Source organism: Bradyrhizobium sp. CCBAU 25360 (genome assembly GCF_028128695.1).
Taxonomy (GTDB): Bacteria; Pseudomonadota; Alphaproteobacteria; order Rhizobiales; family Xanthobacteraceae; genus Bradyrhizobium; species Bradyrhizobium ottawaense.
In genome coordinates this window covers 55349-79974 of the sequence record NZ_LBJA01000045.1, presented here as the reverse complement: position 1 = coordinate 79974, position 24626 = coordinate 55349, and the positions used below count along the sequence as shown (strand labels likewise).

General features: G+C 63.0%; 20 protein-coding genes. 12 read left to right on the top strand and 8 right to left on the bottom strand.

From position 1 onward, the window contains the following. Positions 1-25: 25 nt before the first annotated feature. Positions 26-448 carry a hypothetical protein gene (locus XH81_RS34425; RefSeq protein ID WP_028145317.1) on the top strand — a complete coding sequence of 141 codons (423 nt, stop codon included), beginning with the start codon at positions 26-28 and terminating at the stop codon, positions 446-448. A gap of 21 nt (positions 449-469) precedes the next feature. Then, positions 470-1393: a catalase gene (locus XH81_RS34420; RefSeq protein WP_028145318.1), complete on the top strand. Its 924-nt coding sequence runs from the start codon at positions 470-472 to the stop codon at positions 1391-1393. A gap of 8 nt (positions 1394-1401) precedes the next feature. Here XH81_RS34420 and XH81_RS34415 read toward each other — a convergent pair whose 3' ends face one another. Both XH81_RS34415 and XH81_RS34410 read right to left on the bottom strand, forming a co-directional pair. After that, positions 1402-2331, bottom strand: a complete 930-nt coding sequence (locus XH81_RS34415; protein ID WP_028145319.1) for a helix-turn-helix domain-containing protein — start codon at positions 2329-2331, stop codon at positions 1402-1404. A 106-nt stretch (positions 2332-2437) separates the two neighbouring features. After that, positions 2438-3364, bottom strand: coding sequence for a helix-turn-helix domain-containing protein (locus XH81_RS34410; RefSeq protein ID WP_028145320.1), 927 nt, complete (start codon positions 3362-3364; stop codon positions 2438-2440). Positions 3365-3806: 442 nt separating this feature from the next. Here XH81_RS34410 and XH81_RS34405 point away from each other — a divergent pair, with 442 nt between their 5' ends. The 10 genes from XH81_RS34405 (at position 3807) to XH81_RS34360 (ending at position 15059) form a co-directional block, all read left to right on the top strand. Beyond that, a complete protein-coding gene (locus XH81_RS34405) occupies positions 3807-4760 on the top strand; it encodes a helix-turn-helix transcriptional regulator (protein ID WP_028145321.1) in 954 nt (317 codons plus the stop codon). Between the two features lie 18 nt (positions 4761-4778). Then, the gene (locus XH81_RS34400) at positions 4779-5729 is read left to right on the top strand and encodes a helix-turn-helix domain-containing protein (protein ID WP_028145322.1); all 951 of its coding nucleotides are present in this window, start codon (positions 4779-4781) and stop codon (positions 5727-5729) included. Positions 5730-6257: 528 nt separating this feature from the next. Continuing rightward, positions 6258-7475, top strand: coding sequence for an NAD(P)/FAD-dependent oxidoreductase (locus XH81_RS34395; protein WP_028145323.1), 1218 nt, complete (start codon positions 6258-6260; stop codon positions 7473-7475). Positions 7476-7567: 92 nt separating this feature from the next. Further along, positions 7568-8479: an MBL fold metallo-hydrolase gene (locus XH81_RS34390; protein WP_028145324.1), complete on the top strand. Its 912-nt coding sequence runs from the start codon at positions 7568-7570 to the stop codon at positions 8477-8479. A gap of 115 nt (positions 8480-8594) precedes the next feature. After that, positions 8595-9395: an acetoacetate decarboxylase gene (locus XH81_RS34385; protein WP_271596790.1), complete on the top strand. Its 801-nt coding sequence runs from the start codon at positions 8595-8597 to the stop codon at positions 9393-9395. Positions 9396-9427: 32 nt separating this feature from the next. Next, positions 9428-10603 carry a DUF3734 domain-containing protein gene (locus tag XH81_RS34380; protein WP_028145326.1) on the top strand — a complete coding sequence of 392 codons (1176 nt, stop codon included), beginning with the start codon at positions 9428-9430 and terminating at the stop codon, positions 10601-10603. Between the two features lie 35 nt (positions 10604-10638). Next, a complete protein-coding gene (locus XH81_RS34375) occupies positions 10639-11787 on the top strand; it encodes an HlyD family secretion protein (RefSeq protein WP_028145327.1) in 1149 nt (382 codons plus the stop codon). A gap of 42 nt (positions 11788-11829) precedes the next feature. Continuing rightward, positions 11830-13449, top strand: a complete 1620-nt coding sequence (locus XH81_RS34370; RefSeq protein WP_028145328.1) for an MDR family MFS transporter — start codon at positions 11830-11832, stop codon at positions 13447-13449. Positions 13450-13529: 80 nt separating this feature from the next. Then, a complete protein-coding gene (locus XH81_RS34365; RefSeq protein ID WP_028145329.1) occupies positions 13530-14312 on the top strand; it encodes a 3-hydroxybutyrate dehydrogenase in 783 nt (260 codons plus the stop codon). Between the two features lie 15 nt (positions 14313-14327). Beyond that, entirely contained in the window at positions 14328-15059 is a 732-nt protein-coding gene (locus XH81_RS34360) for a YoaK family protein (protein WP_028145330.1), read from the top strand. Between the two features lie 633 nt (positions 15060-15692). On the opposite strand, the gene XH81_RS34355 is transcribed toward XH81_RS34360, so the two are convergent. From XH81_RS34355 to XH81_RS34330, 6 genes are all read right to left on the bottom strand, one after another. Then, entirely contained in the window at positions 15693-17408 is a 1716-nt protein-coding gene (locus XH81_RS34355) for a PHA/PHB synthase family protein (RefSeq protein ID WP_028145331.1), read from the bottom strand. Positions 17409-17526: 118 nt separating this feature from the next. After that, a complete protein-coding gene (locus XH81_RS34350; protein ID WP_028145332.1) occupies positions 17527-18903 on the bottom strand; it encodes a sigma-54-dependent transcriptional regulator in 1377 nt (458 codons plus the stop codon). Next, the gene (locus XH81_RS34345) at positions 18876-20792 is read right to left on the bottom strand and encodes a sensor histidine kinase (protein ID WP_028145333.1); all 1917 of its coding nucleotides are present in this window, start codon (positions 20790-20792) and stop codon (positions 18876-18878) included. Before XH81_RS34345 ends, XH81_RS34350 begins: the two co-directional genes overlap by 28 nt. Continuing rightward, positions 20785-21789 carry a cytochrome d ubiquinol oxidase subunit II gene (locus XH81_RS34340; protein ID WP_085967607.1) on the bottom strand — a complete coding sequence of 335 codons (1005 nt, stop codon included), beginning with the start codon at positions 21787-21789 and terminating at the stop codon, positions 20785-20787. The genes XH81_RS34345 and XH81_RS34340 overlap by 8 nt, the downstream gene beginning before the upstream one ends. Beyond that, on the bottom strand, positions 21786-23177 hold the full coding sequence (locus XH81_RS34335) for a cytochrome ubiquinol oxidase subunit I (RefSeq protein WP_244439114.1): 1392 nt from the start codon (positions 23175-23177) through the stop codon (positions 21786-21788). Before XH81_RS34335 ends, XH81_RS34340 begins: the two co-directional genes overlap by 4 nt. Before the next feature lie 76 nt (positions 23178-23253). Next, entirely contained in the window at positions 23254-24576 is a 1323-nt protein-coding gene (locus XH81_RS34330; RefSeq protein WP_038946244.1) for an NAD(P)/FAD-dependent oxidoreductase, read from the bottom strand. Positions 24577-24626: the final 50 nt, after the last annotated feature.

Below are 24626 nucleotides of genomic sequence, written 5' to 3'. Positions count from 1 at the left end.
GCGGCAATTTCGGCAAACTCCAGGAATGACCGGCAACGCTCGCGCAGCGCGGTTCCCGACCGCCAGCAACTGCCAGCAATCGCTCTACAATTGGGTCAATCGCTCTGGGGCAGCGGCGAGCCATTTCCCTACCATCACTGCGTCGACGTCAACCACGAAGGGACGCGTGATGATCTGGAAAAACCTCGTCAACCAATCTGCGACCCTTGCATCACGGCCGAAAGTCCTCACCGCCACCTTCATGTGCGCCCTGTCAGCGACGGTACGCTTCGCTTCCACGGCAGATGAAGCAACGAAGATTCCGCCGCAACCGGCGCACGCGCAAAATCCCCTGGCCTCGATCATGACCCGGGACGGCGTTCCGATCTTCTGCATGGGCTGGAGACCGAAGCCCACGCAGCCGCTGGTCTTTCAGCGCCCGCGAGGCTGCCGTGCCTGGCCGCTTTAGCAGGATGTCGGAGATATCGTCATGATCCGGGTCCCAACCGGTGGCGCCACGCCCGCGTCCATCGTCGACACGCTGAAAGCGATGGCCGGCGCCTCTCCAAAGGCACGTGCCAGATTCGCCAAAGGCCGCTGCGTCCGGGGCACCTATATTCCGTCGGACCGGGCTGAAGAAATTACGAAGTCCCGGAGCTTCACGGGCGCGTCGCGCGTGGTGGCGCGCTTCGCGGTAGACGGCAATTCGCGCATGCCGGATACGGACAATCCCGTGCTGCGCGGCTTCAGCTTCAGGCTTGGGGATGTCGACCATCGTTCCGACATCCTCACACAGAGCGCTCCCGTTCACTATGCGAGGACACTTGCACAAATGCTGGCGTACCTGAAGGTGCGCGTTCCCACCCCAGACGGACGGCCCGATCCGGATAAATTCGAGGCGTTCTCCACTGCCAATCCCGAGACCCTGCATCAGGCAAGCTACATGGCCGCCCATCCGCTTCCCGCAAGTTTTGCCGACACCACCTACTGGGCCGTCCACTCCTTTCCGGCGACAAACGGGCGTGACGAGACACAGTTCATCAAGTTCAAGATCGTCCCGGTCGGCAACCGGGCTGCGCCGACCGAAGACGTAGCCGAAACAAAGCCTGGAGCCTTCCTGCACGATGATCTGCAAAGCAGGATCGCAGCACGCGATATCCGCTTCAGCCTGATGGCGGTGCTCGGCCGTCCCGGCGACCCGATCCTGGACGTCACGACTCGATGGCCGGATGAGGACCAAAGGGAGACGGTGCGCCTCGGCACGATCGTGATCACCGCAATCGAAGCGAACGAAGTGTGCGACGCATTGGCCTTCGATCCGGCAGCCCTCGCTGAAGGCATCGGTTATCCACCCGATGAGATCTTCGCGGCACGCCGCGCCGCCTACGCGACGTCGCTGGCGCAACGCCGGTGATCGAATGATCAGCTTTCGCTATCCTCGGTGCCCTGCACTTCACGGCGCCATGCCGCTGGACTGGCGCCGACCTGGGCCGAAAACACTTTTGTAAGGTGGCTTTGATTGGCGAACCCAGCCGAAATCGCAATTTCGGACAGCGACAGATCTCGCGCGGTCATCAACTGCTTGGCCGCTTCGACACGCCGGCGAAGCAGCCATTGGTGCGGCGGCAGGCCGGTCGAAATTCGAAACGCGCGCGAGAAATGACTGACCGAGAGGCCAAACTCGGCAGCGATCAGTTGCAATGGAAGCATCCCGCCGAGGTCCGAGTCGAGCCTTTCGCAGGCGCGCTGTACCTGCCAAGGAGCAAGACCGCTCCGGGGCACCCGAGCGCGCCATCGCAACCCGCCAAAGGCCTGCGCAGCGTGTGTGGTAAAAGCGAGCATAATGTAGTCTATGAAGAGCTGGTTGGTCTCAGTTGGCCGGCGCAACGCTTGCAGTAGCGTCCCGCCAATATGACGCATGACTTGGTCGTCGTGGCCGACGCCGAGCTGAGAAGGCAGATCACCCACGCGCGGTGCGCCGGACTGTTCAGCGATACCGTCGAGCGCAAAGCGCGGAAGATAAAAATGGAGCGAGTGGAACGGTTTGTTGATGATGAAACGCGGATCCTTCTTCATGTCGTACAGATAGGTCGCGCCCGCACGAATATCGGCCTTGACGGCGTTGCCATGCTCCCAAATCTCGCAGTTCGGGTAGTCGTTGAGCTTTAGGCTTACAACATACGCATCCTGAAGACCCATCTCGCCGGAGGGGCGTGGCACGGGCGCATCAACACGAGTCTCAGTGACGGCGATCTCGGCGTTGCGCAGCGAACGCGTGATCAACGAAACCGGTTCTTGCTCCAGGTGCAAGAACCGCTTCACGGTCTGACCGTAGAAACCTGACGATTTCATATGCACCGCCTCCTTGAGTGGAGTTGCACGGAACACCTGATCGGGATCGACCAAAGGTCATGACCATTGCGATGAGTACGAAACAGCCGTCTGGGGCTGTCCGTGATCACATATCATCTTCGGAGCCGCCAGCGGCCTCGCGACGCCATGCCGCCGGACTGATGCCGACCTGCACCGAAAACACTTTCGTAAAGTGACTTTGATTAGCGAACCCGGCTGAGATCGCAATTTCGGACAGCGACAGGTCTCGTGCGGTCATCAACTGCTTGGCCGCGTTCACCCGCTGACGCAGCAGCCATTGGTGCGGCGGCAGGCCGGTCGAGATTCGGAACGCGCGCGAGAAATGACTGACCGAGAGTCCGAACTCGGCCGCGATCAATTGCAATGATAGCCTCCCACCAAGGTCTGAGTCGAGCCGTTCGCAGGCTCGCTTTACCTGCCACGGGGCAAGACCCCCGCGAGCGGGTCCGGCAGTGCTTTGCAGCCCGCCATAGGCCTGCGCGATGTGCGCGGTGAACGCCAGCATCATGTGATCGATGAAAAGCTGGTTGGCCTCTGCCGGCCGACTCAGTGCTTCCAACAGCACTGCCCCAATATGACGCATGACCTGGTCGTCATGGCCGAAGCCAAACTGACAGGCGAGGTCACCGCGCGGGACACGGGATTCTCTGGCGATGCCGTCGAGCGCTGAACGCGGAAGATAGAAGTGCAGGGAATGAAACGGCTTGTCGATGATATAGCCCGGATCGCTCCGGAGATCGTACAGATACGTGGTACCGGCTTTGACATCCGTCTTCATGACGCACTTGCCATGATCCCAGAGTTCGCAGTCCGGATAATCCTGAAGCTTCAGACTGACGAAATAGGCCTCATCCGCCGCTGAACCGGAACGGCCTGGCACGGGATTATCATTCCGGGTTTCGGTGGCCGCGAGTTCGATGCCGCGCAGCGAACGCGTGATCAGCGAGGGCGGCGTATCCGTCAGGTGTAACTGCTGTCTGACCCTCTGTCCGAAGGTGCTCGCCTGTGCCATTTCGACCGGCCCGTCCGAAGTTGACCAGGCAGCTCGTCTCACCGCCACCCGTCATGTCGGCACGCATTATCCGGTATCGGAGTGCGGAGGTCTAGGTCGCGGTGAACGTCGACCGTGATTGTGATCGTCGGCCGCCTTAATTGTCACAAAGTAATTTTTCGAAGTGATTTCAATACCCATCGCGTTCGATGGCAACCTTGCCATTGGCGTCAATCGGAACTCCAGCCGATCACGAAATGCGGCGCGGAGCGCTTTGAGCAGAATCAGACAAATCGCGGCCGCTTTGGGAAAGACCCCGTAATACCACGCGCCTAGATCGCGCAGCGAGAGTTCGCGGCGCCTCGCGGATCAATTCGGGCATACGGAAGCAATGGCTTCACACCGGCCCGCAAGTCGCCCCAGGCGACGCCAGCGCAAGTCCCCCTCCGAAGGGAGCGCCCCAATGAGCGAGCCGATCTCGCACGATTCCGCGCATGAGAATCCTTCGGCCGCGTCCGGCGAGCGTCAGGGCCGATCGACGAGCGCCGAACAGCGTTCCGCCGACGCGGAGATGGCGCGCGTCCTCCACACCGAACCGATCCGCATGGCGTTGGACCCCTCTGGAGCCGCAATTGCGCACTGGAAGCATGATCCGTTGCACGATGTCGTCGAGCCCATGAGCGACCACGTCATCATGGCTTACAATGGCAGGGTGCAGCACGTGGAGCGGCGCTCGGGAAAATCGCTTTCGAAGGGAACGTTCCGTCCCGGAGCCGTGATCATCATTCCGGAAGGATCGAGTTCGCGGTGGGATATTCCGAAACCCGTGGATGTCGTTCAGCTCTACCTCCCGACCACAACGCTCGCGCGCGTGGCCCGCGAAGCCGACGCGACCACTGTGGTCGATCTCCGGGAGCGAACCGGGCATCCCGACCCCGTTACATCCCGACTACTCCTGAGTGCGGCCGACGGGCTGGAGGGCAACTCCGCTCTCGATACGCTGTTCAGGCATCAGCTCATCGACCTGCTCGCGACGCGCCTGCTGGCCGCGCACACCGCTTCGCCCACCGCGTTCCAGCCGATCATCGGCGGGCTTTCGCCGAATGTCCTGCTTCGCGCCATCGAACGCTTGCGTTCGGATAGCGACGCCGACGTCTCGCTTGCAGCTCTCGCTTCGGATGCCGGCCTGTCGCGCTCGCACTTCTGTCGCGCCTTCAAGGAAAGTACCGGGCTCTCTCCTCACGCATGGCTGCGGCAATATCGCCTCGAGCAAGCCATGAACATGCTGCGCGACACCGACACATCCATCGTGTCGGTGGCGGCCGAGCTTGGCTATGCCTCGCAGACGGCATTCGCGGCCGCCTTCAGGCGGTTGACCGGAGAAACTCCGACCGATTGGCGACGAGGCGCGCGGTAGCAACGCAAGGATAGTTTCATGAAGAAACCGATCGTGAACGATCCCCTGGAGGCTCTGCTTGGCGCAGCCGGTGCGCACCAGGACGGTTGGCCGGCCGCCCAGCGGCGCGCTGCCGAAGTCGAGATGGCGCGTGTGCTCAAGACGGCGCCGGTACAGATGGCTTCAGACCCTGCCAACGGCGCCATCGCGCATTGGAAGCACGGGGCGTTGCACGACGTGGTCGAGCCCATGGCCGACCATGTCATCATGGCTTACCCCACGGGCGTTCAGCGTCTGGAGCGGCGCAGCGGGAAATCGCTGGCAACTGGAACGGCGCGTCCCGGAGTCGTGACGATCATTCCGGCGGGTTCAAGCTCGAAATGGGATATCCCCGGCCCCGTCGATGTCATCCAGCTCTATCTTCCGCGCACCACGCTCGAACGCGTAGCCCGCGAAGCCGACGCATCTGCTCCCGGCGAACTGCTGGAACGGACGGGGCATCCCGACGCCATCACATCCAGCTTGCTGATGAGCGCGGCGGATGTACTCGACGGCAATTCGTCCCTTGATGCCCTGTTCAGGCAGCAGCTGACGGATCTGCTGGCCACGCGTCTGCTGGCTGCGCATACCGGCACAGCCGTCACGTTCGAGCCGGCCGTGGGTGGGCTGTCGCCCCATGCGCTCCGCCGAACGATCGAACGCCTGCGCTCGGGCAACGATGCTGACGTTTCGCTGGCGGCGCTCGCATCGGATGCCGGCCTGTCGCGCTTCCACTTCTGTCGCGCCTTCAAGGATAGCACCGGGCTTTCACCGCACGCCTGGCTGCGCCAGCAGCGACTCGAGCGGGCCATGAACATGCTGCGCGATACCGACGCATCGATCGAGCTGGTGGCCGCAGAGCTCGGTTATGCTTCGCAAACTGCTTTCACGGCAGCGTTCAAGAAGCTGACGGGTAATACCCCGAGCGATTGGCGCCGGCGCATCCGGTAACAGCAATCTCTCTGCAACCGCGTCAATCGCGCTGGCGCGGTCACAACTCCGATCCCGTAGATTTGCGGTATCGAACATCGACAACGGACGGAGACGAACAATGGCCTGGAAGCACTGTGTCGCCCTCCTTGCAATCGTACCGCGACGGAAGGTCGTTGCGACCGCGCTGGTGTACGGACTGTCACTCAGCGTGCGCTTCACTTCAGCTACGGGCGAGGAAGTTGAAATTCCGACACTGCCCGCAACGTCGATCGTAACCAGAGATGGCGCCCCTGTTTTGCGCGACGGCTGGCCGTTGAGGGCCAGCGAACCGATCACCCTTCAGCTCGCCCGGGCGTCGCGCGGCTGTCAGGCTTCCTGCGAACGTCCAACGATACTAGCGCCGGACTGCAGCGCTCCGTAAGCGCCCGACAATTTTCGTTTCACGTATTCGCGTCGTCACCGATCGCTACGAGCCATCCCCGGATGCGGGAGCGGCAACGGTGACGCGCGCGTAGGTTCGAGAAGTCAAACCAGAGGAGTAACGACATGCGACTTGTCATCATTGGCGCCGGCTTCGCCGGCATGTACGCCGCACTTTCCGCCGCCCGCCTGCGCGACATCCAGGGCGTTTCGCCCGAACAGCTCGAGATCGCGCTGGTTTCGCCCGAGCCGACGCTCGTGGTCCGCCCGCGGCTCTACGAATCGAAGCCCGAGACCTTGACCGCGCCGCTGCTGGGTGTGCTCAAGGCCATCGACGTCGTCTATGTGCAAGGCAGCGCAGAGACGATCGACACCCAGTCGCGCGTGGTGGGAATCGTCGCCGCCGAGGGTGTGAAGAAGAGCCTGTCCTATGACCGGCTGGTGGTGGCGACCGGCAGTCGGCTGGCGCGTCCTGATATTCCGGGCCTTGCCGAACATGGTTTCAGCGTCGACCAGCTCGACGACGCGATTGCCCTCGACCGGCATCTGCATGGCCTGGCTGACCGGCCGGCATTGAACGGGCGCGACACCGTCGTCGTGGCCGGCGGCGGGTTCACCGGCATCGAGGCGGCAACCGAGTTGCCGACGCGGCTTCGCGCTATTTTCGGCAAGGGCGTCAAGCCGCGCGTCATCATCGTCGACCGAAACAGCGCTATCGCTCCCGCCATGGGTGAACGCCCCCGCCCCGTCATTGAGGACGCCCTGCACAAGCGCGGCGTGGAGACCCGGCTCGGCGTCGGTGTCGCCTCGCTCGATAAATCGGGCGTTACGCTGACCTCAGGCGAACACATCGAGACCGAGACCGTGATCTGGGCGGCCGGCATTCGCGCAGCTCCGTTGACCGCACAAGTCCCCGCCGAGCGCGACAATTCCGGCCGGCTGCTGGTCGACCGTGATTTGCGCGTGCCGTCGGTACCCGGCGTCTTTGCCACCGGCGATGCCGCCCGCGCCGCCTGCGACGATGACGGTAATTTCGCGCTGATGTCGTGCCAGCACGCCACGCGAATGGGCGCCTTTGCCGGCCACAACGCCGCCGCAGAACTGCTCGGCGTTCCGACCAAACGCTACCACCAGGAGAAATACGTTACCTGCCTCGACCTCGGCGAAGCCGACGCGGTGTTCACCCGCGGCTGGGAGCGCGAGGTGACGATGGTCGGCGATACCGCCAAGAAAACCAAGCAGGAGATCAACACCGTCTGGATCTATCCGCCGAAGGCCGAACGCGCCGCCGCCCTCGCCTCGGCCGATCCGGAGCGTGTGGGCGATGTAAGCGGCTTCTTTTAGCCCGCGACGTGAAGCAGGCCGCGCTCCGCGCTGGCTGCGCGGCCTGCCCAAACAAGACCTGCCAGCACCCAGCCACTTAACAGGAGAGAAACATGAACCTGCACGATCCCTCATACACCGGCAACAAGGTGCCCGATGAATTGGTCCCGTCGCGCTACGCGCTGCGGATCGGCGAGATTGACGTGATGGTGGTCAGCGACGGCGTGCTGACGCTGCCGGGCGCGATGTTGGCCCACAACGCTGCGCCGGCCGTCCGCGAGGCCTGGCTGAAAGAAAATTTTCTGCCACCGGACGCTTTCGATTGGGCACTCAACGTGGTCGTGGTGCGGAGCGGCGGCCGGACCATCCTCATCGACGCCGGCATGGGGGCGGAATTTCCGCTGCCCCGGGCCGGGCAATTGATCCATCGGCTGGAGGCCGCCGGTGTCGATCTCGCCTCCGTGACCGACGTAGTGCTCACCCACATGCACATGGACCATGTCGGCGGGCTGCTTGTCGACGGCGTGAAGCAGCAACTGCGTCCGGACCTGCAGATCCACGTCGCGGCCGCCGAGGTCAAGTTCTGGGAGTCGCCCGATTTCTCCCACGTCTCGATGCCGGACGGCTTCCCGGATGCGCTTCGCGCCACGGCCAAACGGTTCACGAAAGAATACCGCAGCCAGCTTCGGCTCTTCGAGGATGAGCACGAGGTGGCGCCGGGCGTGGTCATCCACCGCACCGGCGGTCACACCCCCGGGCACAGCATCGTTCGCCTGACGTCCGGCGGCGACCGGCTGACATTCGCCGGCGACCTCGTGTTCGCGGTCGGGTTCGAACACCCCGACTGGCACAACGGCTTCGAACACTACCCCGAGGAAGCCGCCCGTGCGCGTACCAGCCTTTTGCGAGAGCTGGCGGAGACCGGCGGACTGCTGGTCGCCACGCACATGCCGTTCCCGTCCGTCGGCCATGTGGCCACAGCGGGCGATGCGTTTCGTTGGGTGCCGGCCTTCTGGGATTACTGATCGCTTGTCGGGTTAGTGCCGGCAAGCGCGCAGCAAGCGCTCATCCGATACGGGCCGCGTCTTCCGCGCCAGAGCGCGGCCCGCTCAACATCGATCAACCTGGAGCTCGACCGCGATGAAACATGAGACCGTGCGAACGAAGGCCTTCGCCATGCCGCTGACGAACCCGGCTTTTCCACCCGGCCCCCACCGCTTCGTCAACCGCGAGTACTTCATCATCCAGTATCAGACCGATCCCGAGGCGCTGCGCCGGATCGTGCCCGAGCCGCTCGAACTCACCGAGCCGGTGGTGAATTACGAATTCATCCGCATGCCCGACTCGACCGGCTTCGGCGACTACACCGAAAGCGGTCAGGTCATCCCGGTGTCCTACCGGGGTGAGACCGGCAGCTTCACCCATCAGATGTTTCTCAACGATCATCCGCCGATCGCCGGCGGACGCGAATTGTGGGGCTTTCCCAAGAAGCTGGCGCAACCAAAGCTCGCGGTCGAGATCGACACGCTGGTCGGCACCTTGAACTATGGCTCGGTGCGGATCGCGACCGGCACCATGGGCTACAAACACCGCGCGCTCGACACCGCGATCGAAGCCGGCAAGCTCGCCGCACCCAATTTCCTGCTCAAGATCATCCCGCATGTCGAGGGCACCCCGCGCATCTGCGAGCTGGTCCGCTACCACCTCGAAGACATCACGGTAAAGGGCGCATGGACCGGACCCGCGGCACTGGACCTGTATTCGCATGCCTTGGCTCCCGTCGCCGAGTTGCCGGTTCTCCAGGTGCTGTCGGCCAAGCACATCGTTGCCGACCTGACGCTTGGGCTAGGCACGGTGGTCCACGACTACCTGGCATCTGGCGCTGCCGCACGTCGACGCGGGAGCGGGTCCGAAATCCTGATCGAAGCGAATGCCGGGTGATCGGGTCAACCGCAATGCAGGGAGTATTGGCCATGTTGAACGTGATACGCGAGCAGATCAGTCCGGCGACGCAGCAAACCAGACCGCTGCCCTACGATGTCGTAGCTCTCGTGCTGCAAGGCGGCGGCGCGCTCGGGGCCTACCAGGCCGGAGTCTATGAGGGTCTGCACGAGGCTGGCATCCGGCCGAACTGGCTGGCCGGCATCTCAATCGGCGCCCTCAACGCCGCCGTCATCGCCGGCTCGCCCGAAGGCGAACGGGTGCAGCGGCTGCGCGAATTCTGGGAGACCATCTGCGCCTTCTCGATCGAGTGGCCCGCCGGCGAAGGGCTCGCCAATGCCTTGCCCTTTGCGTTCGACATCAGCTCGGTGCGCAACGCGCTGGCGGCAACGCGGGCGCTGGTGCAAGGCCAGCCCGGCTTCTACAAGCCGCGGTTCCCGTCGCCGCTCTGGTCCCCGTTCTCAGGCGATGCGGCGACTAGCTTCTACGACACCGCACCGTTGCAGCAGACGCTGGAGCGACTGGTCGACTTCGACCGCCTGAACTCGGGTGAAACGCGCGTCAGCGTCGGCGCGGTCAATGTCCGCACCGGCAACCTGACTTATTTCGACACCGCCGAACGCCGGCTGGGAGCGAAGCATTTCATGGCTTCCGGCGCACTTCCTCCGGGATTCCCCGCCGTTGAAATCGACGGCGAGCACTACTGGGACGGTGGCGTCGTTTCCAACACACCCCTCTCCCGCGTGCTGTCCGGCGAGCCGCGCGACACGCTGACATTCCAGATCGATCTCTGGTCGGCGATGGGTCGCGTTCCCCACGACATGATGGAAGTGTCGAGCCGGCAGAAAGACATTCAATATTCCAGCCGGACGCGCGCCATTACCGATCACATGACGCGGATGCAGAAAATGCGTCAGGCGCTGCAACGGACGATGGAGAAATTGCCGGCCAGCGCAAAGGACGATCCGGAAATCCGGGCGATTGCCGATCTGGCCCGTCATCGCTCCTACAACATCATCCACCTGATCTACCAGTCCAAGATCTACGAGGGACATTCCAGGGACTACGAGTTCGGGTTGAGTGCGATGCGCACGCATTGGCAGAGCGGGGTGGATGACATCCGCCGCACGCTGGCCGAGCCGCAACGCCTCGACCGGCCGGCCCACGAACTCGGCATGGTCACCCACGACGTCCATCGCCGCGACTGAGCTTCAACGCCCTCCAGCAGATTTGGGAGAACGCCATGTCCACACTTGCCTATACCGAGGAACAAAAAGCCAAAATCAGCCTTCGCCCCTCACGGCAGGCGATCAAACGTGCCGCCCTGGCGCTGGCGGCGGCGCTCGGGGTCGCAGCCGGAGCCGATTTCGGCCACTACTACCTCACCACCGGCCGCTATCTGGAAACCACCGACGACGCCTATGTCAAAGCCGACTCGACCATCATCGCGCCGAAGGTCTCCGGCTACATCGCGCAGGTGCTGGTAAGCGATAACCAGCCGGTGACGGCCGGCCAGTTGCTGGCGAAAATCGACGATCGCGATTTTCGCGCGGCGCTCCGCCAGGCCGACGCCGACGTTGCGGCGGGCGAAGCCGCCGTCCGCAATCTCGATGCACAGCTCGCCCTGCAGCAGCCAATCATCGAACAAGGTATCGCCGATATCGCCGCCGCTGAAGCCAACCTGAAGTTCGCACAGGAAGAGCAGGCGCGCTACGACGGCTTGATGAAGACCGGCTCCGGCACGGTGCAGCGCGCCCAGCAAACCGATGCGGCGCTGCGTGCCAGCAACGCGCAATGGCAGCACGCGAAGTCCGGCCTGCTGGCAGCCGAACGCAGGGTCGATGTCCTCACCACCCAGCGGGCGCAGGCGATCGCGCAGCGCGACCGCGCGGCTGCGATGGAGCAGCAGGCGGCGCTAAATCTTTCCTACACCGCCGTCACCGCGCCGGTCGACGGCACAGTCGGCGCGCGCTCGCTGCGGGTCGGTCAATTCGTGCAGGCCGGCACACAGTTGATGGCGGTGGTGCCGCTCGACGCCGTGTATGTCGTCGCCAATTTCAAGGAGACCCAGCTCACCCATGTGCGCAACGGCCAGCCGGTGGAGCTCAAAATCGACAGCTTCCACTCGACCCGGCTCAAGGGCCATGTCGATAGCCTCTCGCCGGCCAGCGGCCTCGAGTTCGCACTGCTGCCACCCGACAACGCCACCGGCAACTTCACCAAGATCGTGCAGCGCGTGCCGGTGAAGATCGTGCTCGACGATCACAACCTGAAGGGCCTGCTGCGGCCGGGCATGTCGGCCGAGCCGACCGTCGACACCAAGGCAACGGTCGTCACCGAGCGTGAAGCCGGCAAGCGCCTCGCCTCGCGGGCCGCCGGGCCCCGCAGTTGAACGGCGCCGATCGCCCGCCCCTCGCATCCGACGAGAACCATCATGACCACATTGCAAACCGCCAATAACGGCGTTCCCGCCAGCGATCCCCGGCTCGCCGCCGAAGCCCCGAAGGCTCCTGCCGTCTCCGCAAAAACCTGGATCGCAGTGGGCGGCGCCACGCTCGGCGCCTTCATGGCGGTACTGAACATCCAGATCGTCAACGCCTCACTCGCCGACATCCAGGGCGCGATCGGTGCTGGAACCGACGACGGCGGCTGGATCTCGACCTCGTATCTGATCGCCGAGATCGTGGTAATCCCGCTCTCCGGCTGGCTTGCCCAGGTATTCTCGATCCGGGTGTATCTTCTCACCAACGCGGTCCTGTTTCTGCTGTTCTCGGCGGCCTGCGCACTGGCGCAAAACCTGCCGCAGATGATTGTGCTGCGTTCCGTGCAGGGGTTTACCGGCGGCGTGCTGATCCCGATGGCGTTCACGCTCATCATCACGCTGCTGCCAAAGGCGAAGCAGCCGATCGGGCTCGCGTTGTTTGCGATCTCAGCGACATTCGCCCCCGCGATCGGCCCCACGATCGGCGGGTATCTCACCGAGAACTGGGGCTGGGAATATATTTTCTACGTCAACCTGGTGCCCGGCGCGGCGATGATTGCGATGCTGTGGTTCTCCCTGGAGCCAGCACCGATGAATCTGTCGCTGCTTCGCGAAGGCGACTGGCTGGGCATCGTTACCATGTCGATCGGCCTGTCCGCGCTTCAGACGGTGCTGGAAGAGGGCAACAAGGACGACTGGTTGGGCTCGCCCTTCATCGTCAAGATGTCGGTTATCGCCACGGTTGCGCTGTCAGCCTTCCTATGGATCGAGCTGACCGCCAGCAAGCCGCTGTTGAATCTGCGCCTGCTGGCTCGTCGCAACTTCGGCTTCGGTATCCTCGCCAACTTCCTGCTCGGCATCGCGCTGTACGGTTCGGTGTTTATCCTGCCGGTCTATCTGTCGCGTATCCAGGGCTACAACGCCGAGCAGATCGGCATGGTGCTGGCATGGACCGGCTTGCCGCAATTGCTGTTCATCCCGCTGGTGCCGCAACTGATGCGGCGCTTCGACGCCCGAATCATCATCGGTGCCGGCTTCGCGCTGTTCGCGGTTTCCAATTTCATGAACATCCACATGACCAATGACTACGCCACCGACCAGTTGTTCTGGCCCAACGTCGTTCGTGCCGTAGGTCAGGCCTTCGTGTTCGCGCCGCTATCGGCGGTCGCTACTGCGGGCATCGAGGCAGAGAACGCCGGCTCGGCCTCGGGCCTATTCAACATGATACGTAACCTCGGCGGCGCCGTCGGCATCGCCCTGTTGCAGACATTGCTCACCAAGCGCGAACAGTATCACTCCAACGTGTTGATGCAGTCGGTTTCCATGCTCGAGCAGGCGACTCAGGCAAGAGTTGAGAAGCTGACACAGTATTTCATCAGCCACGGCGTGATCGATCGCAGCGATGCCGCGCACCGCGCCTATGTCGCGATCGGCAAGATCGTGCAGAAGCAGGCGTTCATCCTCGCCTTCAGCGACATGTTTTTCCTGCTCGGTGCCGCGCTCGTCGTAGCACTCGCAGCTTCCATGATGCTGAAGAAGCCCGGCCAGCTCAGTGCCGGCGGCGCCCACTGATCATTCGTTCCAACCGCACCCAAGGGAGCACGACCATGAACCCCCGCATCAACTTCGACCAGGCGACCAAAGGAATTCCCATGTTAAAGGACAAGGTGGCCATCGTCACCGGTTCGACCAGCGGCATCGGGCTGGGAATCGCGAAGGAGCTGGCCCGGCTCGGCGCCAACCTGGTGTTGAATGGCTTCGGCGACGCAAGCGAGATCGAGACGATCCGCCAAGGGATCGAAGGCGAACACGGTGTCCGGGCCGTCTATGACGGCGCCGACATGTCGAAAGCCGAAGCCGTACGCGGATTGATCACCGCGACGATCGAGAAATTCGGTCGCCTCGACATACTCGTGAACAATGCCGGCATCCAGTTCACCGCTCCGGTTGATGAGTTCCCAATTGCCAAGTGGGATGCGATCCTCGGAATCAATCTGTCGGCGGCGTTCCACGGCATTGCGACAGCAGTACCTCAGATGAAAAAGCAGCGTTGGGGACGGATCGTCAACATCGCCTCCACCCACGGCCTCGTCGCTTCGACCCACAAGGCCGCCTACGTCGCCGCCAAGCACGGGCTGGTCGGCCTGACCAAGGTGGTCGGGCTTGAGACGGCCGGAAGCGGCGTTACCTGCAATGCGGTCTGCCCCGGCTGGGTGCGTACGCCGCTGGTCGAAAAGCAGATCGGCGACATGGCCGCGCAACGCGGCATCAGTCAACAGCAAGCCGTCGAGGAGTTGCTGTCGGAAAAGCAACCGTCTCTCGATTTTGCGTCCCCGGAGCAACTCGGAGGCACCGTCGCCTTTCTGTGTTCGCCGGCGGCAGACCAGATCACGGGAACAACGATCTCCGTCGATGGCGGCTGGACCGCGCAATAGCCGGAGCGGCCAAAGATGTCCATGCTCGCGAGCGACTCCCGCACCTTCGCAAGGACACCGGATTCGGCGGATGACGCAGCGGAGCTGTCGCGCCTGGAGGCGCGGCTGCCGCTGTTGCTCAGCATGATCGCCGGAATGGTCGATGCCACCGGCTTCTTCACCCTGGGTCATGTCTTCACGGCGCATGTGACCGGCAATATCGTGCTGGCCGCCGGCGTCGCCGTGGAGGGCGGCTCGTTTCACTGGGCGCAGTTGTTGGCCATTCCTGTCTTCATGCTGGCGTTGGGGAGCGTCTGGCTGGTCGCGCAGGCTTCGCGCCGGCGCGGTCCGAGCCTGGCGCGACTGTTGCTCCTGGTTCAATTCCTGCTTCTGGTCGCACTCCTGATCTTTTGCGTCATCACCAAGGCATCGGCCGATCCGGTGGGATTGCTGGCCGGCACGGCCGCCATGATCGCGGTGTCGGCCATGGCCTGCCAGTACGCCCTGCTCCGCCTGGCGGTGCCCGGCGCGATCTCGACCGCGGTGATGACCGGCAATCTGGCCAACGCGGTCCTGTCAGCGATGGACTTGCTGACAGACCGACATCCGCTACTGCCGCACGATTCAACCCCGCTGAATCGTTCGCTGGGTCGCTTGTTCGGGTTCCTGCTCGGATGTGTCGTCGCCGCGGCAGCAGCTTCATTGGCGGCAGACTGGGCCTGGTCCCTTCCGGCAGCACTGGCTGCTGTTGCGATAGCTGTACGGTAAGCCAGTTAGCTCCTTCCGGGTGACTGTTACTAAGCGCGGAAGCACCTGCGCCGGGAGACTTGAAGGGCCGCGCTCAAATGGCGCCGCGGTCGCGCAATGCCAGCCGTGCGCCAAGCTCAGCACCGAAGCCGCTCACGCTAGTCGTCGCTAGATTTTCTTTGATCTTCCGGTGCACACGTCGTGCACACAGCGCCTTCTAACCGTTTGAAAAACATGAGCTCTCGCTCCAGTCCATCATGGGGGCTACGGCGAATTTTCGTTCTAAGCTATTCATCTTATTGAGGTATTTTAACTTCGATCAGCCCTTTGTGCAATTGGACCGACTGAGAATTCTCATTTGACGAGGCTTCCGTAACTTGGCTCTTCTAGGACGATATTTGCATGAATTGGAAGCAGAAATCGCTTCTTCGGATTCTCAATGCACACGTCAGACGGAGGCCGAGGTGTGCATGTGCAATCAAAGCGCTTCGCTCGCACTTTTCTGTGGCAGCCCTCAACAACGTATCGATGTCGCCAAACGGTACGAAGAGCAATCCATCATCGCTTCTAATGATGAGGTCGCCTCGCTCAGCGATTGCTCGAACTGCCAGCTCTTCCGAAATCTTCCAATCGTTCCATGACCGTTCAGCGAAGTCAGTTTGCCTTCGCTTTCACATATCGGCCTGGTGCCACTTCCCCCGGAGGATAGAGGTTGCTGCCGAGTTGCGTCCGGGCGGGCACCTGATCTTCAGCCCACGGCTTGAGCCACGCGATCCAATCGTTCCACCAACTGCCTGGCTTTTCGTCAGCGCTCGCAAGCCACGCCGCCGGGTCTTCGCATCGCTTGTCCGACAGCCAATAGCTTCGCTTGTTCTTCGACGCAGGGTTGATCACGCCGGCAATGTGCCCACTCGCTCCGAGCACGAAGCGGGTGTTGCCACTGAACAGGCCCGTGGTGCGATAGGCCGATCGCCACGGCACGATGTGATCTTCAACGGTCGCCAAGACATAGGCAGGCAGGTCGACTCGCCCCAGATCGACGGACGTGCCGCACATCGTCAACCGGTTCGGCTCCCGAAGTCTGTTCTCCAGATACATGTTCCTGATGTACCAGCAATACATCGGCCCCGGCAGGTTGGTCACGTCGGCATTCCAGAACAGAAGATCGAAACGCTCAGGCGATTTTCCCTTCAGATAGTTGTTGATCACGTTCGGCCAAATCAGTTCCTTGGAACGCAGGGTTTGGAAGACGAACCCGAGCTCCGAGCCGCGGTAAATGCCGCCGTTGCCGATGGTCTGCTCGCGCTGCCGCACACCCTCCTCGTCCACGAACACGCCGAGATCCCCCGGTTCACGGAAGTCGAGCATCGTGGTCAGCAACGTCACACTGGCGACCGACTCGTCGCCGCGCGTCCGCAGGATCGCCAGCGCAGATGACAGAATGGTTCCTCCGACGCACCAGCCGACCACGTTGACCTTGTCGGCACCCGAGATCGAGCGGGTCACCTCGATGGCGCGCATGGCGCCCTGCCCGACGTAATCGTCCCAGCCAAAGTGCCCGCACGAGGCATCCGGATTGCGCCAGGAGACCATAAAGACGGTCAGGCCGTGCTCGACCGCAAAGCGGACGAAGGAGTTGGCCGGTTGCAGGTCGAGGATGTAAAACTTGTTGATGCATGGCGGCACGATCAGCAGCGGCCGGGCCGTCACCTGCTCGGTCGCGGGTTCATACTGAATGAGCTGAAACAGCTCGTTCTCGAACACGACCGCGCCCCTGGATGCGGCGACGTCTTTTCCGACCTCGAACGCCTCCTCGTCCGTGATCGTCAGGCTGCCTCGGCCGAGATCGGCCATGAGATTGTCCAAGCCCGCCTTCAGGCTCTGCCCCTCGCTGTCCGTCGCAAGCTTTATGACGTCAGGATTGGTGGCGAGAAAATTAGTCGGGCTCATCGCCTCGACCAGCTGGCGCGTGAAGAAGCGCAGCCGATGCTTTTCCTTCTCGTCGAGATCGAGTGCTTCGACGAAGTCGACGCAATAGCGCGCATTGAGTAGATAGCATTGCTTGAGCAGGCTATAGGTGGCATTGTCCCGCCATTCCGTCGCGTTGAACCTGCGATCGCCGCGCGCGGGCTCGATGCCTGCTTCGCTCTGGACGCCGGCGGCCGATTTGAGGACATGCTCGGTGAGCTTGTACAGCCGCATCATGTGGTCCGCCTGCAATTGAGCGAGGCCTGACGAATTCAGAGCCGGGCCGGGATCGGCCCCGTTACGATCGCCCTTTGGCGCCCATCCGAGCGAGCGCCACAGGCTTTCACCCGCCTTCATGAAGCCCTCGACAAATTCGTCAGGCATGTTGAATGGCCGATTCATGGCGTTCCTCGCTTGGCAAGATTGATTGGTTCGTTGACGTCCGGTTTTCGGGCCGCTTCTGCCTGGCGCCCTTTGCCCCCGCTTGCACCGAGAGCTTGCCGTCTCATCCGCCGCGGTCTCAGGATCCGGAGCGGACGGTCGCGCCCTCCCTGATTCCGTCGACATTGACGCAGAGGCGCTTGATCTTGTCGTACAGCGTCTGCTTCGGAATGCTCAGAAGGGCAGCCGTTGCCTGGACATCGCCTTGCCTGCGCCGCAGCGCATCCTCGATGATCGATCGCTCGATGTTCTCCAGTTGCCGCGGCAATGACATATCGGACGCGCCGAAGCCCGACTTGTTGATCGACTTGCCGTCGAGGACACCGAGCACGAAACGGTCGGCGACGTTGCGAAGCTCGCGCACGTTGCCCGGCCACGAATAGGCCAGGAGGTGAGACATGGTCGGGTCATCCAGGATCGGGGCGTCGCGCTCGAAACGCCTGGCGGCATCCAGAGTGAAGTGCTCGAACAGCAGCGGGATGTCCTCCCGCCGTTCGCGCAGCGGCGGCAGCTCGATGAAAGCGACGCCGAGGCGATAGTAAAGATCGGCACGAAACAGCCGCTTTTCGCTGAGCTCCAGCAGATTCACCTTGCTCGCGGCCACGACACGGCAATCTACAGCGATCGGCTTGTTGGTGCCGACGCGCTCGATCGAGCGATCCTGCAGCGACCTCAGCAACTTGACCTGCACGCTGAGCGGCATGCTTTCGATCTCGTCGAGGAACAGCGTTCCGCCGCTGGCGTATTCGATCTTTCCGATCCGCTGACGCGTGGCGCCGGTGAACGCGCCGACCTCGTGGCCGAACAGCTCGCTCTCGACCAGCGATTCCGGCAGGCCGCCGCAGTTCACCGCAACGTAGTTGCCGCCGCGGCGGCCGCTATGATTGTGCAGGCAGCGCGCCACCACATCCTTGCCCGTCCCGGTCTCACCATAGATCGTGACGTCGACATTGGTCGCAGCCAAGGTGGAGACCAACCGGCGCACCTCCTGGATCTGCGGCGACCGACCGAGCAGGCTGGCATCGATTCCCTGGCGGTCCGCCAAGGCGGATCGCAACGATCGCACCTCGAGCGTCAGCCGCCGCTTCTCCGCCGCCCGGCGCACCACCGAGATCAGCTGCTCCGAGGAGCAGGGTTTCTCGATGAAGTCATAGGCGCCGGTCCGCATTGCCTGCACGGCCATCGAAATATCGCCGTGACCGGTGATCAGGATCACCGGCAGATCCTGATCCAGCCGACGCAGATCAGACAGCCAATCGAGGCCGCTGCGCCCGCGCAGGCGCACGTCGCAGACCACGACAAAGGGCATGTCGGCGCGCACGGAGCTGTGGGCGGTCTCGACCGAGGCAAAGCCCGAAACGGAAAATCCCGCAAGCTCAAGCGCCTGGACCCCGCCGATCCGGACGTCGTCATCATCCTCGACATAGATCACGCCGATCGATTGGTCATCGCCCATGCGGGAGCCGCCTCTGTAATCTCAGCCAATGGAAGGGTCACAACAAATTCGGCGCCGCTCGGCGCCAGGTTTCGCGCATGCAGCTCGCCACCGAACGAGCGTGCAATGTGGTTGGACAGCATCAGGCCCAGCCCAAGCCCCTTGCCCGCGGGCTTGGTCGTCACGAACGGCTCGAACATGCGCTGCAGGACGTCGGGGGCGATCGCGGGCCCGCTGTTGCTGATCGCAATGCGGCAGCGCGCGCTCTGCGCCTCCTCCCTGCCCGCCCGGATCAGGATCGACTTCGGCTCGACATTCTCCACCGCATCCAGCGCATTCGCCACTATGTTGCACAACAGCTGCTCGAGCCGCGTCTGATCGGCGATGACGCAGAGTTTTGCGTCAATGTCCGTCGCGACGGCAACCCCGCCCTCCTTGACTCGCCCGGATAATATTTTGAGCGATTCAGCCACGGCCTGCTCAACGGAAACCGCGCCAAGCGGGCTGCTCGACTTGTATGCGAACACCCGCAACTGGCCGGTCAGGCGTCCGAGCCGCCGCACCAGCTCGCCAATGCGGGTGAGATTTCCACGGGCATCTCCGATTGATCCGCGGTCGACCAGCAAAACGGCATTGTCGGCGGCGGTCTGCAAGGCTGCCAACGGCTGGTTCAGTTCATGAACGATGCCCGCCGACATCTGGCCGAGCGCGGCCAGCTTGCCGGCATGAACGAGTTCATCCTGCGTAGCGCGCAATTCGGCTGTGCGCTCCTGCACCCTGGTTTCGAGCATGTCGTTCGCCGCCTGCAACGCGGCCTGGCTCGCCAACCGCTGCTTGATCTCTCTGCGGCGTTGCTCCACAAGTCCAAGCGCCAACAGCGCGACGAGGGCGGCTAATCCCGATATGACCCCGATGACGAGCGCAGTCTGCCGTATGGGCGCCTCGTCGTCGAGAAGCACGAGTTTCCACAGCCCGCGGTTGATCGGAAGCTCGCTGACGGTATAGGCGGTGCCGTTCTCCGCGGTGATCCGTGCCGTGCCGTTCTCGGACTGGGCGACGAAGGTCCATCCGAGCGGCGCAAGATCGTGGTTTCCGTAGGGCTTGGATCGCGCGATGTCATCGCGCGTTTGAACCGACAGCGGCTCCATCGGGCGATAGCGCCACTCGTCGCGAGAGGCGAGTATCGTGACCTTGCGCTCGTCGACCAGTAGAATGTCGTTGTCGATGTTGCGCCACGCCCGCTCGAACGAATCCAGATTGACCTTGACGGTCGCGATCCCCTTGGTCGTCCCGCTGTCCTTCAGGGCATAGGACAGATAATAACCGGCGCGCGCGGTGGTGATACCGACACCGAAGAATGCACCGCGACCGTTCGCAAGCGCTTCGCTCACATAGGGACGATACGACAGGTTTTCGCCGAAGGGTGTTCCGGGCTGGTCGAAATCGGCCGCGGCCAGCGTCGCGCCGGTGACACCGAGGACGTAGAGGTTGTCGGCCCCCGCCAGCAGGTTGATCGATTTCAGATAGAGGCTGACGGCTTGCTGCAACGCGGGATCGCCGGGCGCCTCCAGCAGCCGGAACACGCCGGGGGACGTCTCCAGGAGAGACGGGAGATACTCAAATCTCGAAAGATGGCCGTCGAGTCTGGCCGCCTCGACGGCCAGCCGCTGCTGGGCCACGGCGTGCAGATGGTCCAGTCCCCGGCGGAACGTGACCGCATATCCGAGCCACGCCGCGGCGGCGACCAACGCAAGGGCAAATGCACCGCGAATGAACCAACGCGCGGAAGCAGGCGCCACCGAACCAACCTTGGCAGGCTCCTTGACGTTCACCAGGGATGAAAGCTCCGCCATCTTGTGAACCAGCACAAACCCGGGAGCGCCGGCAATTGCGGCAGGCCACTCACGCATAGTCTAACTCTATGGTCTTGCCCCGGAATACGCGATAGGAAAATCCGGTGTAGGCGATGATGACCGGCAGCGTCACGCAGACCCCGATCAGTATGACTCGGAGCGACTCCGGACTGCTGGCGGCCTGCCAGACCGTGAGCCGGTCGATCACGACATAGGGGTAGATGCTATAGCTGAGACCAAGGAAGCTCAGGAGGAACACGAGCACCAATAGCGCGAAAGGCAGCCAGCAAAGCGCGCCGCGCACGGCCGGTGCACCCAGCAGAAGGCGGACCGTCAGCAGCGCAACGCTGGACGTGATCGGGATCGAGGCCACCGCGATCATCGCCGGCAGGGTGAACCACCTGATGCGGACCGTCTCGCTGATCCACGGCGTTGCCATCGAGATCAGGATCAGACCGAGAACCATGGGTGCGAAGGCGATCTTGCTCCACTCGATCGCCTTCTCCTGCAGCTCGCCATGCGTCTTCATCACAAGCCACGTCGCGCCGAGCAGTGCATAGGCCATCGGCAACGCAATCGCGATTGCGCCGGCGAAGATCGGATAATTCCAGCCTTCGCCGAACCCGCTGATGTAGCGGCCGAGCATCCAGCCCTGGCATACCGACGCCAGCATCGACCCGGCGATGAACATGCGATCCCACATCGCCTTCCGGTCGGCCTTGGCCTTGACCCGGAAATCGAAAGCTGCACCGCGCAGGATCAGGCCGACCAGCATGAGCGCGGTCGGCAGGTACAATTCCGACAGGACCAGTCCATGCGCCTTTGGGAAGGCGACGAGGAGAAGGCCGACGCCGAGGACAAGCCAGGTCTCATTCGCATCCCAGAACGGGCCGATCGAGGCGACCATGGTATCCCGCTCGTCCGGCGTCGCCCGATGCATCAGCATGCCGACCCCGAGATCGTAGCCGTCGCTCACGACATAGACGAGCAGCGATACGCCCATCAGTCCGATGAAGATCAGTGGCAGAAGCTCGTCGAAGGACATCGACATCATGCGAACTCTCCGCGGCTCTGATAGCGAAGCGGATCCTGTGCAAGGTCCTCCGACGTGACCGCCGCCGGACGCTTTTCCGGCTTCTCCGACATATATTTCAGCACGCCGACATAGGCCACCAGCAAGCCCACATAGAGGGTCACGTAGATGACCAGGGTCAGCGCGATGCTCGCCGATGGAACGCGCGAGGCGACCTCGCTCGTTCGGATCAGGCCTGACACGATGAACGGTTGCCGTCCAATCTCCGTGACGTACCATCCGGCGATGGTTGCCACCCATCCGGCAAAGGTCATTCCCGCGAACAACCTGAGCAATGGCCGCGGCATCAGGGAAAACTCCCAACCGTCGCGCCAATGCCTCCAGAGGCCGACCCAGCTGACGAGCAACATCAGGATGCCCGTTCCTACCATGATCCGGAACGACCAGAACAGCGGCAGCACCGGCGGATGCGCCGATGGAAACTCGTTCAACCCCTTGAGCTCCCCGTCAGGATCGTGACGGAGGATAAGGCTCGCGAGTTTCGGCACGGCCAGTTCGAAATGGTTCGACCGGGTCGCATCGTCGGGAATCGCGAACAGAAGCAGCGGCGCGCCGCGCGTGGTTTCCCAGATGCCTTCAACCGCCGCGATCTTCTGCGGCTGATACTTGAGCGTATTGAGCCCGTGAAAATCGCCCGCCACCATCTGCGCCGGCGCGGCCAGGGCCGCGAACACGAGCCCGGTTCGCAGCACCCGCGAGGCGCTCGCCGTCGCGACGCCCTTGAGGAGCTGCCAGGCGCTGATCCCGATCAGCAGGAACGCGCACGTCAGCGACGACGCAAGCACCATGTGGACGAAACGATAGGGAAAGGAGGGATTGAAAACGATCTCCAGCCAATTCCGTGCATGGAACTGGCCGTCGACAATTTCGTATCCCGCCGGTGTCTGCATCCAGGAATTGAGGGCGAGGATCCAGAACGCACTCATCAGAGTGCCCAGCGCCACCAGAAAGGTCGCCCCAAGGTGAATCGCTTCGCCGACGCGGCGGTGGCCGAACAGCATCACGCCAAGAAAGCCCGCCTCGAGAAAAAAAGCGGTCAGCACCTCATAGCTCAGCAACGGGCCTGCGATATTGCCGACCCGCTCCATATAGCCCGGCCAGTTGGTGCCGAACTGGAAGCTCATGGTGACGCCACTGACGACCCCGAGCGCAAATGTCAGGGCGAATACCTTGGTCCACAGCCGATAGGCGCGAAGCCAGTCCAGCTTCTGCTGTGGGTCGGTTGCGCGCAGATGCTTCAGGCGGAAGAACAGCAGCACCCAGCCCAGGGCGATCGAGATCGATGGAAATAGAATATGAAACGTGATGTTCGCGGCGAACTGGATACGCGCAAGGAGCACAGCGTCCATCAGCATCCCCTCCGGGCTCGAGCCGGCGCCGGGTGCGCAACGGCCGACACGACATCCATCTCCTTCGCGACCGCAATCAATGAAGCTTGACGTGCGGCTCGGTCCGCCGGGTGATCAGGCGGGCCAGCGTGTCGAGCGCCACCTTGGCCGGACCATGCAGGGCGTATTCGTGCATCTTGTAGAGCGACAGGTACATCATCCGCGCGAACAGCCCCTCGAAGACCAGGCTGCCGCCCACCAGTGCCCCCATCATCGAGCCGACCGTGCTGAACTCGCCGAGCGAGACCAGGGATCCGAAGTCCCTGTAGCGGTAGTCCTTCAGCGCTTCGCCCCGCAGATGCCGCGGGAACTGGGAATAGAGATGCGAGGCCTGCTGATGGGCTGCCTGTGCACGCGGCGGCACATTGCCCCGCTCGCCCCATGAGCAGGCCGAGCAGTCGCCGATGGCGAAGATGTTGTCGTCGCGTGTGGTCTGCAACGTGGGCCGCACCACCAGCTGGTTGATGCGGTTGGTTTCGAGCCCGGCAATGTCCCTCAGGAAATCGGGCGCCTTGACGCCCGCGGCCCAGACGATCAGTTCGGCGGGAATGGTCCGCCCGTCCGTCAGGCTGACGCGGTCGGACCCGACTACGGACACCTTGGCGCCGACCAGCAGATTGACACCCAGCCTGAGCAGCAGTTTCTCCGTCTCCTTCGAGACGCGTTCCGGCAATGCGGGAAGCACCCGATCCGCCGCTTCAATCAGCGTGATCCTGATGTCCTTCTGCGGATCGACCTGATCGAGGCCGTATGCCACCACTTCGCGCGTCGTCCGGTGCAATTCCGCCGCAAGCTCGACACCGGTCGCACCGGCGCCGATGATCGCGACCTTCAACTGATGTTCGCCGAGCGGTGACGATTGGGCATGGGCGCGGATGCAGGCATTGACCATGCGTTCGTGGAACCGCTTGGCATCGACCTGCGTTTCGAGCTTGATCGCGTGGTCCACGACGCCCGGCGTGCCAAAATCGTTGTTCTGGCTGCCAATAGCCATGACGAGGATATCGTAGTCGAAGCTCCGCTTCGGCGTCACCTCGCGCCCTTCGCCATCGAGATAGGGCGCCACCAGCACTTGACGCCGCTCCCGGTCGATCCCGATCATCTCGCCGATCCGGTAACGAAACCCGTGCCAGTAGGATTGCGCGAGATAGTCGACCTCGTGGGCAGCGATATCCATGCTGCCGGCCGCGATCTCGTGCAGCTTCGGCTTCCAGACATGCGTCCGGTTGCGCTCGATCAGCGTGACGTCGAGCTTGCCCTTGCGGCCATATTTGTCGCCGAGGCGGGTCGCGAGTTCCAATCCTCCCGCCCCGCCTCCGACGATCACGATCCGGAGCTTTCCCGATTGCGCCTCACTCATGATGGCCTCGCCCGATCGCGTTCACAGTCCGCCCAATCGTGTCCTTCCGA